Genomic DNA, 16,039 nt, shown 5'->3' with positions numbered 1-16,039 from the left:
CGTCCCAGTCAAATTGGCGTGCGCGCACGCAAAGCGGCGCGGACGGCGGCAATCAGGCCGCGCGATCCGCGCAGTTCATTCATTCGGGCCGGCGGCGGGCGGCACCAGGTGCTCGCCGCCGTCGACGGTCAGCGTCGCGCCCGTGACGCCGGGCGCGGTCGCGAGATAGCAGGCCGCCGCCGCGATGTCGTCCGCGTGCGGCGCGTGGCCGCGCACGAGCGCCGCGACGCGCACCTTCGGCGCGAGGGCCAGCGCCAGCGCGGCGGTCGCGCGGTTCAGCGCGGCCTGCATCAGCGCATGCGACAGCCGGGCCGGCGCCGGGTGAAACAGCGCCTGGTCCAGCACGTGGATCACGCACGCGCGCAGCGTTTCATCGTCGCGCGCGGCGTCGGGCGTCGCATCGGCGAGCGCGCGGGCCAGCGCGAGCGGCGCCGTCACGTTGCGGGCAAGCGCGCCGGCGAGCGATGCGGCGTCTACCGTCTGCGCGTCGTCGGTGCCGGCGCACGCGCTCACGAACACCACACACGTGGGCCGGCCGAGCGCCGCGCCGCAGGCGGCGACGAGCGCGGCCGCGTCGGCTTCCAGGGCCAGATCGGCGTCGAGCACGGCCGCGCGGCGGCCCCGGGCGGCGACCTCGGCGACGAGCGCGTCGCCCACCGCGCGCGGCGCGCCCGGGCTGCGTTGCAGCGCGACGTCCCAGCCGCGCTGCGCGAAGGCGGTCGCGAGCGCACGACCGAGCGACGCGGCGTCGGCCGCGCTGTCCAGCGCGCCTGCGACGAGCGCGATGCGCGGGGTCGACGTATCGGCTGAAACGGTCATTTACAATGCCGGGATGAACCCGAAAGCTCACGAATCCGCTAGTTTACCTGCTCCCGGCCCTGACGCGCTTGCGCAGTCCGAAACCCTCGCCGCGCAACTGCGCGACGAGATCGCGGCGGCCGGCGGCTGGCTGCCGTTCGACCGCTTCATGGAGCGCGCGCTGTACGCGCCCGGGCTCGGCTATTACAGCGGCGGCGCGCGCAAGTTCGGACGCCGCGCCGACGACGGCAGCGACTTCGTGACGGCCCCCGAGCTGTCGCCGCTGTTCGCGCAGACGCTCGCGAACCCCGTCGCGGACGCGCTCGCGGCGAGCGGCACGCGTCGCGTGATGGAGTTCGGCGCGGGCACGGGCAAGCTCGCGGCCGGGCTGCTCGCGGCACTCGATGCGCTCGACGTCGAACTCGACGAATACCTGATCGTCGATCTATCGGGCGAGCTGCGCGAACGGCAGCGCGACACGATCGCGGCCGCCGCGCCGGCGCTTGCCGGCAAGGTGCGCTGGCTCGACGCGCTGCCCGAGCGCTTCGACGGCGTCGTGGTCGGCAACGAGGTGCTCGATGCGATGCCGGTGCGCCTGTTCGCGAAGTCGGGCGGCGCGTGGCTGGAGCGCGGCGTCACGCTCGACGCGCGGCACGCGTTCGTGTTCGACGACCGGCCCGTCGGCGCTGCCGGCCTGCCGCCGGTGCTCGCGACGCTCGACGTCGACGACGGCTATGTGACCGAGACGCACGAAGCCGCGCTCGCGTTCACGCGCACCGTGTGCACGATGCTCGCGCGCGGCGCGGTTCTGCTGGTCGACTACGGCTTTCCGGCGCACGAGTACTACCATCCGCAGCGCGAGCGCGGCACGCTCATGTGCCACTACCGCCACCACGCGCATGACGACGCATTCCTGTACCCGGGGCTGCAGGACATCACCGCGCACGTCGAATTCACCGGCATCTACGACGCGGGCGTCGGCACCGGCGCCGAGCTGCTCGGCTACACGTCGCAGGCGCGCTTCCTGTTGAACGCGGGTATCACCGACGCGCTGGCCGCGATCGATCCGTCCGACATTCACCAGTTCCTGCCGGCCGCGAACGCGGTGCAGAAGCTGATCTCGGAGGCCGAGATGGGCGAGCTGTTCAAGGTGATCGCATTCTCGCGCGGGATCGACGGCACGCTCGACGCGTTCGCGCGCGGCGACCGCTCGCACGCGCTCTGACGGGGCGAGGGCCTGTTTCCATATGGAACGCACATGCGAATGCCCGAAATCGCTCGTCCCCCAAGGGGACTTCCTTCGGGGCGTATGGCAAGGAGTGAGGAGCGCCGTTTGGCCGCGCCAAACAAGCGACGAGCGACGCCGCCATACGGGCGATTTCGGGCATTCCCGTGACATGATTTTTTTAATTTGGGGTTGCCACGAGAACGGCCGCTCGCCGCGTTGCGCTCCTTGCGAATACGTCCAGTATTCGCGGCGTCGCGCGCCTCGCGAGCGGCCGTTCTCGTGGCAACGCATGCGCGTTCCATATGGAAACAGGCCCTAGCATGCTGCGCTGGCTGATGGCGTCGTTCTTCGCGGTGATGATCCTGACGCGCTGCTGGCCGTGGCTCGGCAAGCTCGGCATCGGGCGGATGCCGGGCGACGTCACGCTGACGCTCGGCGGGCGGCGCTACCCGTTCCCGTTCATGTCGACGCTGGTGCTGACGATGCTGGTGTCGATGGTCGCGCGGCTGCTCTGAGCCGCGCCGCATGCGGCGGCGCGTCGCGGTCCGGCCGCGGCGCGCGCGATGGTCCCGCGCATTACGGTTCGCGCATCACAGTTCAATCTCGCCGAGGATCCGGTGCGCGAGCGCCTTCGCTTCGTCGAACGCCTCTTCCTCGCTCGGGCTCGTCGTGTGGACGTCGTAGCGCATGTTCTCCGTCTCGTCGCCGTCGTCCCGGGCGAGGATCACGTAGCCCTGGAATTGCCCGTTGGCGGTGTGCTGCGTATGCGCCTTGGCCGTGTAGATGCCTTTCGTGAACGTGTTCGTGTCCATCGTGCCTCTCCCGCAATAGGACACTTCATCGTAGCACTGCGGCGCAGCATGTACAGCGCCGCTAATCGGCGACCGATCAGCGCGCCGCCCCTGTCATCCCCATGCCGTCACCGTTCGAGCAGCGCGACGACCTCGTCGAGCGTCGGCGCGTGCGCGCCCGTATGCCGGCACGCGGCCGCGCCTGCCGCGAGGGCGAACACGAGATGCTCGCGCCACGACCGCTGCGGCGCGGCCATCAGGCTGAACAGCAGGCCGCCGATCGACGCGTCGCCCGCGCCCACGGTGTCGACTACCTCGACGCGCGGCGGGCTGGCCTCGAGCACGTCGCCGTCCGCGTAGAGCGTCGCCGCCTGCGCGCCGCGCGTGACGAGCACGGCCGCGCGCGGATTCAGCGCGCGCACCGCGTCGACCGCGTCGGGGCCGTCGCCGCCGAACAGGTGGCGCAGGTCCTCGTCGGACACCTTGATCAGGTCGGCGAGGCCGGCCATCTTCTCCAGTGTCGGCCGGTACGCGGCCGTCATCAGGTTCCGGTAGTTCGGATCGAAGCTGATCTTCACGCCGCGCGCGTGCAGGTCGGCCGCGAGCGCGACGAGCGTGCCCGCGAGCGGTTCGCGCACCAGGCTGATGCAGCCGAAGTGCGCCCATTGCACGTGTTCGGTCCAGCCGGCCGGCAGCCGCGCCGGGTCGAACGCGAGGTCCGCGCTGGCATCGCCGATGAAGAAGTACGCGGGCGGCCGGGTCTCGTGGACGATCGCGAGCAGCGGCGCGCGCGGCACGCGCTGCAGGAAGCGCAGGTCGAGCCCGGCCGCGTCGCTGGTGCGCCACAGCACGTCGGAGAAGCAGTCCTCGCCGATCGCGCCGGCGAGCGCGCTCGGCACGCCGAGCCGCGCGACCGCGCGTGCGACGTTCCAGCCGGCGCCGCCCGGCACCGAGGTCCACTGCGCGTCGCCCGCGCGCACCATGTCGGTCAGGATGTCACCTGCCGACACGAATGCCGGAAACGTGCCGCCGCTCATTGCGTCGGCTCGCTGCGCGCCGCACGGGCAAGGGTCGCGAGCACGTCATAGCACGCGCCCATCGTGTGATAGTCGGTCTTGCCGGCCGGGCTCTTCTCGTCGCTGTACTTGCGGTTGTCGCAGGTGAGGATCCGGTACCACGCGCCGTAGCGGTGATCGACGAAATGCGCCCAGCTGTAGCGCCAGATCTCGTCGTACCAGTCCCAGAAGCGCTCGCTGCCGGTGCGCGCGCCGAGCATCGCGGCCGCCGCGAAGGTTTCCGCCTGCACCCAGAAATACTTGTTGTGGTCGCAGATCGTGAAGTCGGGGCCGAAGCCGTAGCAGAGGCCGCCGTGATCGGCGTCCCACGCGTGCGTGAGCGCCGCGTCGAACAGCTCGGCCGCGCGCGGCACGAGCCAGTCGAGCGGGCGGTGCCGTTCCAGGATCAGCAGCAGCTTCGCCCATTCGGTCTGGTGCCCGGGCTGGAAGCCCCACGGACGGAAGATGTTCGAGCTGTCGTCCTTGTTGTAGTCCCAGTCGACCGACCAGTCCGCATGGTAGTGCTCCCACACGAGGCCGCCCGACAGCGCGGCCTGGCGCTGCGTGATATGGGTCGCGAGCTTCTCCGCGCGGTCGAGGTAGGTGACGTGGCCGGTCGCCTCGTAGGCCGCGAGCAGCGCCTCCGTCATGTGCATGTTCGCGTTCTGGCCGCGGTATGACGACACGTTCCAGTTCGGCGTCGCGTCGTCCGCATAGAGGCCCGCGGCCGCATCCCAGAAGCGGTGCTCGGCGAGCTCGTAGGTCGACGCGATCAGCGCACGCGCTTCGTCGATGCCGGCCATGGTCGCGTGCGCGGCGGCCAGCAGCACGAACGCGAGCCCGTAGCAGTGGCGCGTGGCGTCGAGCGTCTCGTGCTTCGCGCCGTCGCGCCAGTCGAGTTCCCAGTCGTAGCCCTGCAGGTCGTCGTCCCAGTGCGCGTCGCGCAGGAAGCGCAGCCCGTGGCGCGCGTACTCGAGATGGCGCGGATCGCCGAAATGCCGGTACGCCATCGCGTAGTTGAAGACGAACCGGCAGCTGCTGACCAGATGCCGCGACGTGCGGTTGTAGATGCTGCCGTCGTCGCGGAAGTAGTGGTAGAAGCCGCCCGTCGGGTCGAACGCGTTCGTCGCGTAGAAGCGCAGCGTGTCCTCGATGTGCGACAGCAGGAACGACGGATCGCGGAAGCTCGCGACGAACGGTGCCGCTTGCGCGTGGTTGGCCGGCGTGGCCGTGCGGGATTGGACCGGGGGCATGTTCATGATTCGGTGACCGTGGCGGTATCGAGTGCCGGTGAGCCGGCGGGCTGGCTGCTGGCCCGCACGATCAGCTCGACGGGCAGGGAGATCTCGGTGCGCTCGGGCGCTTCGGCGAGCAGCAGTTCGACGCCGCGGCGGCCGAGCGCTTCCTTGTCGACGGCGAGCGTCGTGAGCGGCGGGTTCGCGTGCGCGGCGGCGGGGATGTCGTCGAAGCCGACGATCGCGATGTCTTCCGGAATCCGCACGCCGCGCGCGATGCACACGCGCTGCGCGGCCAGCGCGGCGGCGTCGTTGTATGCGAACACGGCGTCGGGGCGCGGGCCGGGCGCGTCGAGCAGCTGCTGCATCGCGCGCGCGGCGCCGGTGTCGGGGTCGAGCCCGGCGTCGATCGTCACTTCGTACGCGGGATCGAACAGCCGCCCGGCCTCGAAGAACGCGCGCCGGTAGCCGATCGCGCGCTGCGCGATGCTGTAGTGCGCGGCGGAGCCGCCGATGAACGCGATCCGCGAGCGGCCGGTGGCGAGCAGGTGGCGCATCGCGAGCGCCGCGCCCGTCGCGTTGTCGATGTTCACCGAGCGCAGGCCGGGCGCCCACAGGTCGATCAGCACGAGCGGGCGGCCGGTCGCGGCGAGCGCCTCGATCGTCTCGGGCTCGATGAAGCCGGCCACCGCGATCGCGTCGGGCGCGTGCGGGCGCATCTGGCGCAGCACGTCGTCGTTCGGACCGACCGTGAGCAGCGTCGGCACGATGCCGCGCTCGCGGCACGCGTCCTCGACGCCGTGCAGCACGTGCGAGAAGAACGGACTGGCGGGAAAGCGGTTGTGCTGGCGGTGCAGCAGGAAGGTGAGCCGGCGGATGCGCGGGCGCAACTGGGCCGGGTCGTAACCGAGCCGCTGCGCGATCTCGACGATGCGCGCGCGCGTGGCTTCGGACAGGCCCGGCTGGTTTTTCAGCGCGCGGGAGACGGTGCCGATCGAGACCTCTGCCGCCCGCGCTACGTCGCGAATGGTGGTGCCCATCGTTCGGGGTCCGGTTTGTTTAGGGTGACGGCGATTGTATAGTAAAACTCGGCGCCAAATTCGGGCCGGATAACCGGGGAATACCCGGAAATAACGGGTTTTTTACGTGCTAATCTGCGAAAACGCCGTTACTAAAAATACTAAACAAAACGCGAAAAAGGCAAGGTGATCGGATGGAACGGGGTGGTGCTGGGAGGCGGCGCGTCGCATGCGTTCGGATGTTCGGCGCAACAGGGCCGGTCGACAGGCGTCGCCGGGGATCGGGGCGGCACGGGCGTGCAGCACCGGTAATGTCGTTCGGGCAAGCCGACGGCCTGTCGAGCGGCCGCCCGGCATGCGGCCGGCCGCTGCCCGCCGCTCGGAGCCCGCCGTTCAGCCGCTCGCTCACCGTCGTTCAGCCCGCCGTTCGGCCCGCCGCCCAGCTCGCCGTTCAGCCCGCCGCTCGGAGCCCGCCGTTCAGCCGCTCGCTCACCGTCGTTCAGCCCGCCGTTCAGCCCGCCGCCCAGCTCGCCGCTCAGCTCGCCGCTCGGCCCGCCGTTCAACCCGCCGCCGCGAGCGGCGGCTCGCCGCGCTCGCGCAGCGCCGCGCGGCCCGCATCGAGATCGACGACCGCGAGCCCGCCCGGCTGCTGTTTCGCCCGCCGCTTCGCGAGCGCGGCGACTGACGCGATCTCGTCGCTGCCGTAGCGCATCGCGCCGTGCGCGCCTGCCGGCACGCCGACCGCGCCGATCGCCATCGTCACGAAGCCGAAGAACGCGGGGTTGCCGTAGCGGTCCTCGCCGCGCAGCCCGCCCGCCAGCCGGTCGGCCTGCGTGTAGAAGCGCTGCGCGCCGTCGTTGAAGCGGGCGATCGCGTCGGTCGCCCGCGCGCGCCAGTCGTCGCGCTGGAACAGCACGAGGAAATCGTCGCCGCCGACGTGTCCGAGAAAATCCCGCTGCGGATCGCACACGCCGGCCAGCACCGTCGCCGCGAACTTCAGCACTTCGTCGCCTTGCCAGTAGCCGTACTGATCGTTGAACGGCTTGAACTGGTTCAGGTCGACGTAGCACGCATGGAAGCCGGCGTCGCGCTCCAGCAGGCGGTCGATGTGCGCGCTGATCGGGATGTTGCCGGGCAGGAAGGTCAGCGGATTCGCGTAGCGCGCGGCCTCGATGCGCATCTCGGTCACCGCGCGCACGAGGCTCTCGCCGGTGCCGAGCCCGAGGTAGCGGCCGTGTTCGGTGATCACGAAACCGTCCGCGAGATAGCGCTGGTCGTGGCTCGCGAGCAGCATCGCGAGCTGCTCGACCGAGGTTGCGTTGTCGATCATCAGCGGCGCGTCGTTCGCGAACTGCAGGCACGGCTTCTTCCCGAACACCTCGCGGTGGTACGGCAGCGTGAAGCGGTCGATGAAGCCGCGCCGGTTCACGAGCGCGATCGGCCGCCCGCGTTCGACGAGCGCGACCGCGTGCAGGCCGGGCATCCGGTTGAACAGGTCGAGCACGTCGTTGTTGGTCGCCTCGCGCGGCAGCGCCGGCGCGGGGACGAGCATCTTCGCCGCGATCGTGCCGGCCGGCCGCGCGGTGCGCGTCGCGCCGGGGAACACCGCGATGTGCGGGGTGCGGATCGCGTCGCGCGCGGCCGGCGCGACGACCGGCGACGGCCGCGCGTTCGGCCGACCGAGCAGGAAGCCCTGCACGCAGCAGATGCCCATATCGCGCACGACGACCAGGTCGCACGCGTTCTCGATTCCTTCCGCGATCAGCTGCGCGCCGCTCGCGTGCGCGAAGTGCTGCATCGCCCTGACCGCCTCGAACTTGAGCGGGTCGCGCGCGATGTCGTGGATGAAGAAGCGGTCGATCTTCACGACATCCGGGTGCAGGCGCAACCACAGGTTCATGCTCGCGTTCGCGGTGCCGTAGTCGTCGAGCGCGAACTGGATGCCCGCGTCGCGCAGCGACGCGACCGCCGGCTCGATGCGCGCGACGTCCGGCATCGCGGTCTGCTCGGTCAGCTCGATCACGATGCGCTCGGCCCCGACCCCCGCCCGGCCGAGCAGTTGCCGCGCGCGCTCGCGTTCACGCGCGAGTTGCACGATCGTTCCCGCACTGAAGTTGAGAAACAGCTTGCCGTCGCAGCCGAGCGCTGCGAACGCGTCGAGGCAGGTGCGCGCGGCCGCCTGCTCGAGCGCGATGGTCGCGCCGTCGCGGGCGGCCTGCGCGAACAGCGCGGCCGGCGGCTCGAGGTCGGTGCCGCGCGGGCCGCGGATCAGGCCTTCGTAGCCGACGACCGTGCCCGATCCGAGGTCCACGATCGGTTGGAACACGGCGGCGAGCGCGCGCTCCGCGATCAGGCGCGTGGTGGGAGCAACGGACGAGTCAGGATGGGGCGCGGGCATGGGGGAGGGCGGCCGAGGCGACGGGACGCCCGACTTTAACGGCAGCGCGCGCGAAGAATTGAATGAAGATTTCGTGACACGATGCGCGGCGATGGTGCATGCGTCACGTCGGGCTGAAACGGAGCGCCGGGGGAGGAGGTCGAGGCGGGAGCGGAAAGGCGCCTACCCCGGCGCGGCCAGCCATGCCGGCCGCGCCGCTGCCGCGTCAGCGCTTGCCCGCGTTCAGCGTGCCCTGCGTGCGCGCCGTGCCGGCCGCGGCATCCTCGCCGTCGCGCTCGCCGCTCAGGTCGCGCGCCCCCCAGCGCTGCGCGAGCGCCGCGCATGCCATCAGCTGGATCTGGTGGAACAGCATCAGCGGCAGCACGATCGCGCCGACCGCCTGCGCGGAGAAGATCACCTTCGCCATCGGCACGCCGGCCGCGAGGCTCTTCTTCGACCCGCAGAAGATGATCGTGATCTGGTCGGCCCGGTTGAAGCCGAGCCGCTTGCTGACAACCGTGGTCAGCACCAGCGCGATCACGAGCAGCACGACGTTGACGACCAGCAGGCCGCCGAGCGCGCGCGCCGGAATCTGGTGCCACAGCCCCTGGTTCACGGCCTCGCTGAACGCGACATACACGACGAGCAGGATCGAGCCCTGGTCGACGAAGCGCAGCACGCCGCGATTGCGCTCGATCCAGCCGCCGATCACGGGCCGCAGCAGCTGGCCGGCGACGAACGGCACGAGCAGCTGCATCACGATGCTGCCGACGGTACTCCACGGCGACGCGGCCGCGGCCGACTGCGACGTGATCATCAGCCCGACGAGCGCCGGCGTCACGAAGATCCCGAGCAGGCTCGACGCGGACGCCGCGCACACGGCGGCCGGCACGTTGCCCTTCGCGATCGACGTGAACGCGATCGACGACTGGACCGTCGACGGCAGCGTGCACAGAAAGAGCACGCCGGCATAGAGCGTCGGCGTGACGAGCGGCTGCAGCACGGGCTTCAGCGCGAGGCCGAGCAGCGGGAACAGCGCGAACGTGCTGAGCAGCACGACCGCATGCAGCCGCCAGTGGGTCGCCCCCGCGACGACGGCTTCGCGCGACAGCTTCGCGCCATGCAGGAAGAACAGCAGGCCGACCGCGATGTTGGTCGCCCAGTTGAACGCATGGGCGGCCGGGCCGCGGCACGGCAACAGGCTCGCGAGCACGACGGTGCCGACGAGCGCGAGCGTGAAGTTGTCGGGAAGGAAACGGGGACGGGCCATCGGGAGCTCGATTCGGAAACGGCGGCGCGCATCTCGCGCGCGCGAAGCCGATATTGTCCCGCCCGGTCATTCAATAGACAAATTCATTGTGAGAATCGATTGATGAATCCATTGCATGCGGCAGGCCCGCACGAGGGCGCGCGAATGCGCAGAAGAATGTTCTTCCACGATTGGCTGCGGAAGTGAAAAAACCTAGCAGTAACATGGTGTTACACCGATGCCGGCGACCTAACACTTTTTGGCTCGACACCGTTTCGGACCGCTCATAAATTACTGCTGAAAGGCTTGCGTCAGCCGGAAACACCGGCGGCGAGCGGCAACAGGCAATGAATGATGACGGAACGGGTGAAACTGAAGGTCGGACGATGGGTGGCAGGCGTGCTCGGCACGCTGCTGGTGCCGCTTGCGCTCGCGCAACCGCCGCACGGCGGTCATGCGTTCGGCGGCCACGGTTTCGGCGGCGGCGACATGCGCGCGTACGGCCAGTCGGCCGCCAGCGCACAGGTCTGGCGCCGGGCGCTGCCCCCGGGTGGTGCCCGTCCCGGCGGCGTGAGCGGCTACGGATCCCGCTGGGGTCTGCGGCCGACGCCGTCTTACGGCCATTACGCCGCGCAGAGCCCGTATCGCCCGATCAGCGCCGATTCCCGCCAGATGCCGCGCCCGCAGGGCGGCGGCAACGTGCCGTTGCGTGCCGGCTCGATCCGCGCCGACGTCGCGCGCTACAACGAGGAGCGCGGCGGCCGTCCGATGCCGCCGCCCCGCGCGCAGGAAGAACCTGCCCACTCGCCGTATTTCTCCCCCTTCTACCGAAACTGAGCGCCCCGCGCGTTCGCTGAGCGCCGCCGCGCGCTCGTCCCTCGCCGACTGTGATGCGAATTCGCCACAGTCGCGCGCAGATTTCCGCTGATTTTCCCGCCGCATTGCGCTATCTTTCGCGCCCGGCACGGGCGCCATCCCGCGGCCGTCCCGTCGCGTGCCTGCCCCGCGCGGGCCCGCCGCGACGCGTCCGACCATGTGTCGATTCCGCGAAGTTAATGCCGCCGCTATACCCGCAATAAGTGTGCGCAATTTTGACCGGACAAATGATCCGTAAAGATGGCTGCGCCCCATACGACGCAAGCAATCGGCTCCAAAAAACAACGCTCGCGCCACTTATCGACATTCGACAAAACCTGGAGATCCCATGAAAGCATTCGCTCGCCGTGCGTCGCGCACGTCCGTCAAGCTGATCGCCGCGGCCGCCTGCGTGGCGGCCGCCGCACCCGTCCACGCGCAGTCGAGCGTTTCGCTCTACGGTCAGGTGGACGAATGGGTCGGCGCAACCAAGTTCCCGGGCGGCGATCGCGCGTGGAACGTGTCGGGCGGCGGGATGTCGACCTCGTACTGGGGCCTGCACGGTGCGGAGGATCTCGGCAACGGCTACAAGGCGATCTTCACGCTGGAGAGCTTCTTCCGCGCGCAGAACGGCCAGTTCGGCCGCTTCCAGGGCGATACGTTCTTCGCGCGCAACGCGTACGTCGGCGTCAGCTCGCCGTACGGCACGGTGACGGCAGGCCGCCTGACGACGCACCTGTTCCTGTCGACGATCCTGTTCAACCCGTTCTACGACTCGTACACCTTCTCGCCGATGGTGTACCACGTGTTCCTCGGCCTCGGAACGTTCCCGACCTATCCGAGCGACCAGGGCGCGGTCGGCGATTCGGGCTGGAACAACGCGCTGTCGTATACGTCGCCTTCGTTCGGCGGCCTGAATTTCGGGGCGATGTACGCGCTCGGCAACACGGCCGGCGACAACCGCTCGAAGAAGTGGAGCGCGCAGTTCAACTACGCGAACGGCCCGTTCGCCGCGACCGCCGTCTACCAGTACGTGAACTTCAACAACGGCCCGCAGGACCTGAGCTCGCTCGTGACCGGCATGAAGAGCCAGGGCATCGGGCTGGTCGGCGCGACCTACGACCTGAAGTACGTGAAGCTGTTCGGCCAATACATGTATACGAAGAACGACCAGGTTGCCGGCAGCTGGCACGTGAATACCGCGCAGGGCGGCGTGTCGGTGCCGCTCGGCGTCGGCAACGCGATGGCGTCGTATGCGTACTCGCGCGACGCGGGCGGCCTCGACCAGACGCGCCAGACCTGGGCCGTCGGCTACGACTATCCGCTGTCCAAGCGCACCGACGTCTACGCCGCGTACATGAACGACCACATCAGCGGCCTGTCGAACGGCAACACGTTCGGCGCAGGCATCCGCGCAAAGTTCTGACGAGACGATGGCGGGCGCGAATCAACACCGCGCGTCCCGCCCGCCCGTTTCACGCCCCGAAACGGCGCAGCTTTCCGTTGCGCCGTTTTGCCATTGTTGACCTTTGTGTTTCCTTGCCTTTGTTACCCTATCTCGTAATTGCATGATTCCCAGGAATTGCGAGCTAGTTCGATGGATACCCTCGTCAGCATGAATGTGTTTCGCTACGTCGTCGAAGTGGGCAGCTTCGTCGGCGCGGCGGAGCGCATGCAGATGTCGGCCGCGATGGCGAGCAAGCACGTGATGCATCTCGAGCAGCAGCTCGGCGCGCGGCTGCTGCATCGTACGACACGACGTGTCGCGCCGACCGAGGCGGGACGCGAATACTATGAGCGCCTCGTGCAGGCGCTGTCGGAACTTGACGAAGCCGGACAGGCGGTCGGCGCCGCGAGCGTCGTGCCGCAGGGCCGCCTGCGCGTGACGTCGCTGTCCGCGTTCGGATTGCGGCACGTGATGGAGGCCGTCACCGAATATGCGGGCCGGTTCCCGGACGTGACCGTCGACATGACGCTGTCCGATCGCGTGGTCGACCTGATCGAGGAAGGCTATGACGTCGCGGTGCGCGCGGCGCCGAACGGACTGAAATCCTCGTCGCTGGTCGCGCGGCAGATCGCGACCGCGCACATCCTGCTGGTCGCGTCGCCCGAGTATCTCGAGAAGCACGGCACGCCCCAGACGATCGCCGATCTCGCGCACCACAACTACCTGCGCCGCGATTCGAATTCGACGATGCTCGATTCGCTGGTGATCGACGCGGCCGCCGCGTCGCGCGTGAACCTGAACGGCAACCTGATCGTGAATCATCTCGAAGGGCTGCGCGCGGCCGTGCTCGCGGGCGCGGGCATCGCGCTGCTCGGCACCGAGGTGGTCGGCGACGACATCGAATCCGGCCGGCTCGTGCCGGTGCTGCTCGACTCGGTGCCGCCGCATGAGGCGCCGATCTATGCGGTGTATGCGAGCCGCCGCCACGTATCCGCGAAGGTGCGCTCGTTCGTCGACTTCCTCGCCGGGCGTTTCGAAGGGCAGTCGTTGTGCCCGTCGATCGAATCGCGCCTGCGCGTACTGCCGATCACGCGGATCAAGCGCGCGGGCTGACAGCTGCTACCCGCCCGCGGGCGGATATGAAAAAAGCGCGAGCCGTGGCGGTTCGCGCTTTTTCGTTTTTGGTCCGACGTGATGCGCGGTGGTGGCGCAACCCGCCGGGTGCGTCAGCGTGCGATGCCGAGCCGTGCCTTCGCGTCGTCGTACTCGCGCTTCATCCGCTCGACGAGCTCGCCGACGCTCGGCAGGTCGTCCATCAGGCCGACGCCCTGGCCGGCACCCCAGATGTCCTTCCACGCCTTCGCCTTGTCGCCGCCGAAATTCATCTTCGTCTTGTCCGATTCCGGCAGCGCGTCCGGATCGAGGCCGGCCTTCTCGATGCTCTCGCGGATGTAGTTGCCGTGCACGCCGGTGAAGAGGTTCGTATAGACGATGTCGGACGATTTCGCGTTGAGGATCGCGTGCTTGTAGTCCTCGACCGCGTGCGCTTCCTGCGTCGCGATGAAGCGCGTGCCCATGTACGCGAAGTCCGCGCCCATCGCCTGCGCGGCGAGGATCGAGCCGCCGTTCGCGATCGAACCGGACAGCACGATCGGGCCGTCGAACATCCTGCGCACTTCACCGACGAGCGCGAACGGCGAGGTCGTGCCCGCGTGGCCGCCGGCGCCGGCCGCGACGAGGATCAGCCCGTCGACGCCGGCTTCGAGCGCCTTCTGCGCGTGACGCAGGTTGATCACGTCGTGCAGCACGATGCCGCCGTAGCTGTGCACCGCGTCGACGATCTCGCGCGCCGGCGCGCGCAGGCTCGTGATGAAGATCGGTACCTTGTGGTCGACGCATACGCGCACGTCATGCTCGAGGCGCACATTCGACTGGTGGACGATCTGGTTGACCGCGATCGGGCCGATCACCGCGTCCGGGTGCTTCGCCTTGTGGTCGGCGAGCTCGGACTGGATCTGCGTGAGCCACTCGTCGAGCAGTTCGGCCGGACGGGCGTTGAGCGCGGGGAATGATCCGACGATACCCGCCTTGCATTGCGCGAGCACGAGTTCGGGGTAGCTGACGATGAACATCGGCGACGCGATGACGGGCAGCGTCAGGTTCTGCAGGACGGCGGGCAATGCCATGTGATGTCTCCAGTCTCGAGGGGCGGCCGGACCCGGCGCGATCGCGCCGATGCCGGCATCCATGCTTGGCGGGTCGAACAGTGCTTCGAGTGTAGCGGTGTAGCGCTGCGCCCATATTAATACGAACGGTCGTGCGATTCTACGCGAGCTTAGCAAACCGAGCGGCGTGGCGACAATCGAGTGAGTGTTCTCTTTCTACGTATTCGGGCCTCTGCCGCGCGCAGCAGTCGGCCGGGCGCTCCTACAATACCCGCCATAACAAACCCACGAGAAACAAACCATGTCGTTTGAGGCGTTTGCATCGTTTCGCGTGACGATGCAGGACACCGACATCTTCGGTGTCAAAGGAGGCGCGGGGCCGCCGCTTCTGCTGCTGCACGGCCATCCGCAGACCCACATGATCTGGCATCGCGTCGCCGCGATGCTGGCGAATCACTTCACGGTGATCGCGACCGACCTGCGCGGCTACGGCGCGTCGGGCAGGCCGCCGAGCGACGCGCGGCATGCGCCGTATTCGAAACGCGCGATGGCGGCCGACCAGGTCGCCGTGATGCGGCATTTCGGCTTCGAGCAATTCCACGTGTGCGCGCACGATCGCGGCGCGCGCGTCGCGCACCGGCTCGCGCTCGATCATCCGGCGGCGGTCGAACGGATGATGCTGCTCGACATCGCGCCGACGCTCGCGATGTACGAGAAAACCGATCGCGCGTTCGCGACCGCGTATTTCCACTGGTTCTTCCTGATCCAGCCGGCGCCGCTGCCCGAAACGCTGATCGAAGGCCGCACCGATGCGTATATCGAGCGCGTGATGGGCAACCGTTCCGCCGGGCTCGCGCCGTTCGCGCCGGAGGCGCTCGACGCGTATCGCGCCGCGCTCGCGCAGCCGGGCGCCGTGCATGCGATGTGCGAGGACTACCGCGCGTCGGCGACGATCGATCTCGAACACGACCGCGCGGATCTCGAGCGCGGCAACAAGGTCGCGTGTCCGCTGCGCGTGCTGTGGGGCGAACACGGGATCGTCGGCCGTTGCTTCGATCCGCTCGACGAATGGCGGCGCGTCGCGCGCGACGTCAGCGGCCGCGCGCTCGATTGCGGGCACTACATTCCGGAAGAGGCGCCCGTCGCGCTGATCGACGAGATGCTCGCGTTCTTCGACGCGCACGACGCGGCCGCGTGAGCGGCGCCGGCCGCGGCGGGTCGCGCGCCGACGGTCAGCGGCGCGCGGCGTCGTCTTCGACGAGCGGCGGCAGGCGGCGCGGCACGGGCGTCGATTTCACGATCGCCGTGCTCGTTTCCGCGCGCTCCGTCACCTTCGACAGGATGTCGTCGAGGTGATCGATCGTGCGCAGGTAGAGCCGGCAGATGAAGCAGTCCTCGCCGGTCACCTTGTCGCATTCGACGAATTCGGGAATCCGCCGCAACACCTCCTCGACCAGATGCAGTTGCCCCGGCAACGGCTTCACGCGGACGATCGCCTGCAGCGTGTAGCCGAGCGCGCGCGGGTCGAGTTCGATGGTGAAGCCCGCGATCACGCCCTGCGCCTCGAGCCGCCGCACGCGGTCGGCGGTCGCGGGCGCCGACAGCCCGATCTGCCGCGCCAGTTCGCTGGTCGCGATGCGCGCATCCTCGGCAAGCGCCGCGAGGATCGCGCGGTCGGTCGCGTCCAGTGACGCGACGGCGGGCGGGGAAAGGCGTTTCGACATGATCGCTTTGCTTTCGAAGGTGAATCGGTGGTTTCGCTTCAGTTTAGTCGTGGATGCGCGGAAAGCAAGTTCCTAGAATCGAAGTCATCTTCTCTC

Annotated in this window: 15 protein-coding genes; 6 read left to right on the top strand and 9 right to left on the bottom strand. The window is 69.1% G+C overall.

Annotation, left to right across the window (positions count from 1 at the left end; all coding sequences use genetic code 11):
* Window positions 1-75: 75 nt before the first annotated feature.
* Window positions 76-819, bottom strand: coding sequence for an SDR family oxidoreductase (locus ACVK00_RS13245; RefSeq protein WP_284893189.1), 744 nt, complete (start codon window positions 817-819; stop codon window positions 76-78).
* A gap of 13 nt (window positions 820-832) precedes the next feature.
* Here ACVK00_RS13245 and ACVK00_RS13240 point away from each other — a divergent pair, with 13 nt between their 5' ends.
* Together ACVK00_RS13240 and ACVK00_RS13235 are read left to right on the top strand one after the other, a co-directional pair.
* On the top strand, window positions 833-2,023 hold the full coding sequence (locus tag ACVK00_RS13240; protein WP_284893191.1) for a class I SAM-dependent methyltransferase: 1,191 nt from the start codon (window positions 833-835) through the stop codon (window positions 2,021-2,023).
* A 323-nt stretch (window positions 2,024-2,346) separates the two neighbouring features.
* Window positions 2,347-2,541, top strand: a complete 195-nt coding sequence (locus tag ACVK00_RS13235; RefSeq protein ID WP_228906011.1) for a DUF2905 domain-containing protein — start codon at window positions 2,347-2,349, stop codon at window positions 2,539-2,541.
* 75 nt (window positions 2,542-2,616) lie between these two features.
* On the opposite strand, the gene ACVK00_RS13230 is transcribed toward ACVK00_RS13235, so the two are convergent.
* The 6 genes from ACVK00_RS13230 to ACVK00_RS13205 all read right to left on the bottom strand — a co-directional run bounded on the left by ACVK00_RS13230 (window position 2,617) and on the right by ACVK00_RS13205 (window position 9,773).
* Window positions 2,617-2,838, bottom strand: a complete 222-nt coding sequence (locus ACVK00_RS13230) for a hypothetical protein (protein WP_006754114.1) — start codon at window positions 2,836-2,838, stop codon at window positions 2,617-2,619.
* A gap of 107 nt (window positions 2,839-2,945) precedes the next feature.
* Window positions 2,946-3,854, bottom strand: a complete 909-nt coding sequence (locus tag ACVK00_RS13225; protein ID WP_228906004.1) for a carbohydrate kinase family protein — start codon at window positions 3,852-3,854, stop codon at window positions 2,946-2,948.
* Window positions 3,851-5,131, bottom strand: coding sequence for an AGE family epimerase/isomerase (locus ACVK00_RS13220; RefSeq protein WP_228906003.1), 1,281 nt, complete (start codon window positions 5,129-5,131; stop codon window positions 3,851-3,853). Before ACVK00_RS13220 ends, ACVK00_RS13225 begins: the two co-directional genes overlap by 4 nt.
* A complete protein-coding gene (locus ACVK00_RS13215; RefSeq protein ID WP_006754117.1) occupies window positions 5,128-6,147 on the bottom strand; it encodes a LacI family DNA-binding transcriptional regulator in 1,020 nt (339 codons plus the stop codon). The genes ACVK00_RS13220 and ACVK00_RS13215 overlap by 4 nt, the downstream gene beginning before the upstream one ends.
* Window positions 6,148-6,685: 538 nt before the next feature.
* A complete protein-coding gene (locus ACVK00_RS13210) occupies window positions 6,686-8,524 on the bottom strand; it encodes a phosphodiesterase (RefSeq protein ID WP_284894285.1) in 1,839 nt (612 codons plus the stop codon).
* 205 nt (window positions 8,525-8,729) lie between these two features.
* A complete protein-coding gene (locus ACVK00_RS13205; RefSeq protein ID WP_228905999.1) occupies window positions 8,730-9,773 on the bottom strand; it encodes a bile acid:sodium symporter family protein in 1,044 nt (347 codons plus the stop codon).
* Window positions 9,774-10,106: 333 nt separating this feature from the next.
* Here ACVK00_RS13205 and ACVK00_RS13200 point away from each other — a divergent pair, with 333 nt between their 5' ends.
* From ACVK00_RS13200 to ACVK00_RS13190, 3 genes are all read left to right on the top strand, one after another.
* Window positions 10,107-10,589: a peptide-binding protein gene (locus ACVK00_RS13200; RefSeq protein ID WP_284894760.1), complete on the top strand. Its 483-nt coding sequence runs from the start codon at window positions 10,107-10,109 to the stop codon at window positions 10,587-10,589.
* A gap of 367 nt (window positions 10,590-10,956) precedes the next feature.
* Entirely contained in the window at window positions 10,957-12,033 is a 1,077-nt protein-coding gene (locus ACVK00_RS13195; RefSeq protein WP_006754121.1) for a porin, read from the top strand.
* A 171-nt stretch (window positions 12,034-12,204) separates the two neighbouring features.
* Window positions 12,205-13,167: a LysR family transcriptional regulator gene (locus tag ACVK00_RS13190; RefSeq protein ID WP_228905989.1), complete on the top strand. Its 963-nt coding sequence runs from the start codon at window positions 12,205-12,207 to the stop codon at window positions 13,165-13,167.
* Between the two features lie 113 nt (window positions 13,168-13,280).
* Here ACVK00_RS13190 and ACVK00_RS13185 read toward each other — a convergent pair whose 3' ends face one another.
* A complete protein-coding gene (locus ACVK00_RS13185) occupies window positions 13,281-14,240 on the bottom strand; it encodes an NAD(P)H-dependent flavin oxidoreductase (RefSeq protein WP_228905987.1) in 960 nt (319 codons plus the stop codon).
* Between the two features lie 280 nt (window positions 14,241-14,520).
* Between ACVK00_RS13185 and ACVK00_RS13180 the strand changes: the two genes are divergently transcribed.
* Window positions 14,521-15,417, top strand: coding sequence for an alpha/beta fold hydrolase (locus ACVK00_RS13180; RefSeq protein ID WP_284894286.1), 897 nt, complete (start codon window positions 14,521-14,523; stop codon window positions 15,415-15,417).
* A gap of 34 nt (window positions 15,418-15,451) precedes the next feature.
* Here the strand turns inward: ACVK00_RS13180 and ACVK00_RS13175 are convergent, their stop codons facing one another.
* Entirely contained in the window at window positions 15,452-15,943 is a 492-nt protein-coding gene (locus ACVK00_RS13175) for an Lrp/AsnC family transcriptional regulator (RefSeq protein ID WP_284894287.1), read from the bottom strand.
* Between the last annotated feature and the right edge of the window lie 96 nt (window positions 15,944-16,039).

This window comes from Burkholderia sp. PvR073, from assembly GCF_054055695.1.
This window is presented reverse-complemented; position numbering and strand designations above follow the sequence as displayed.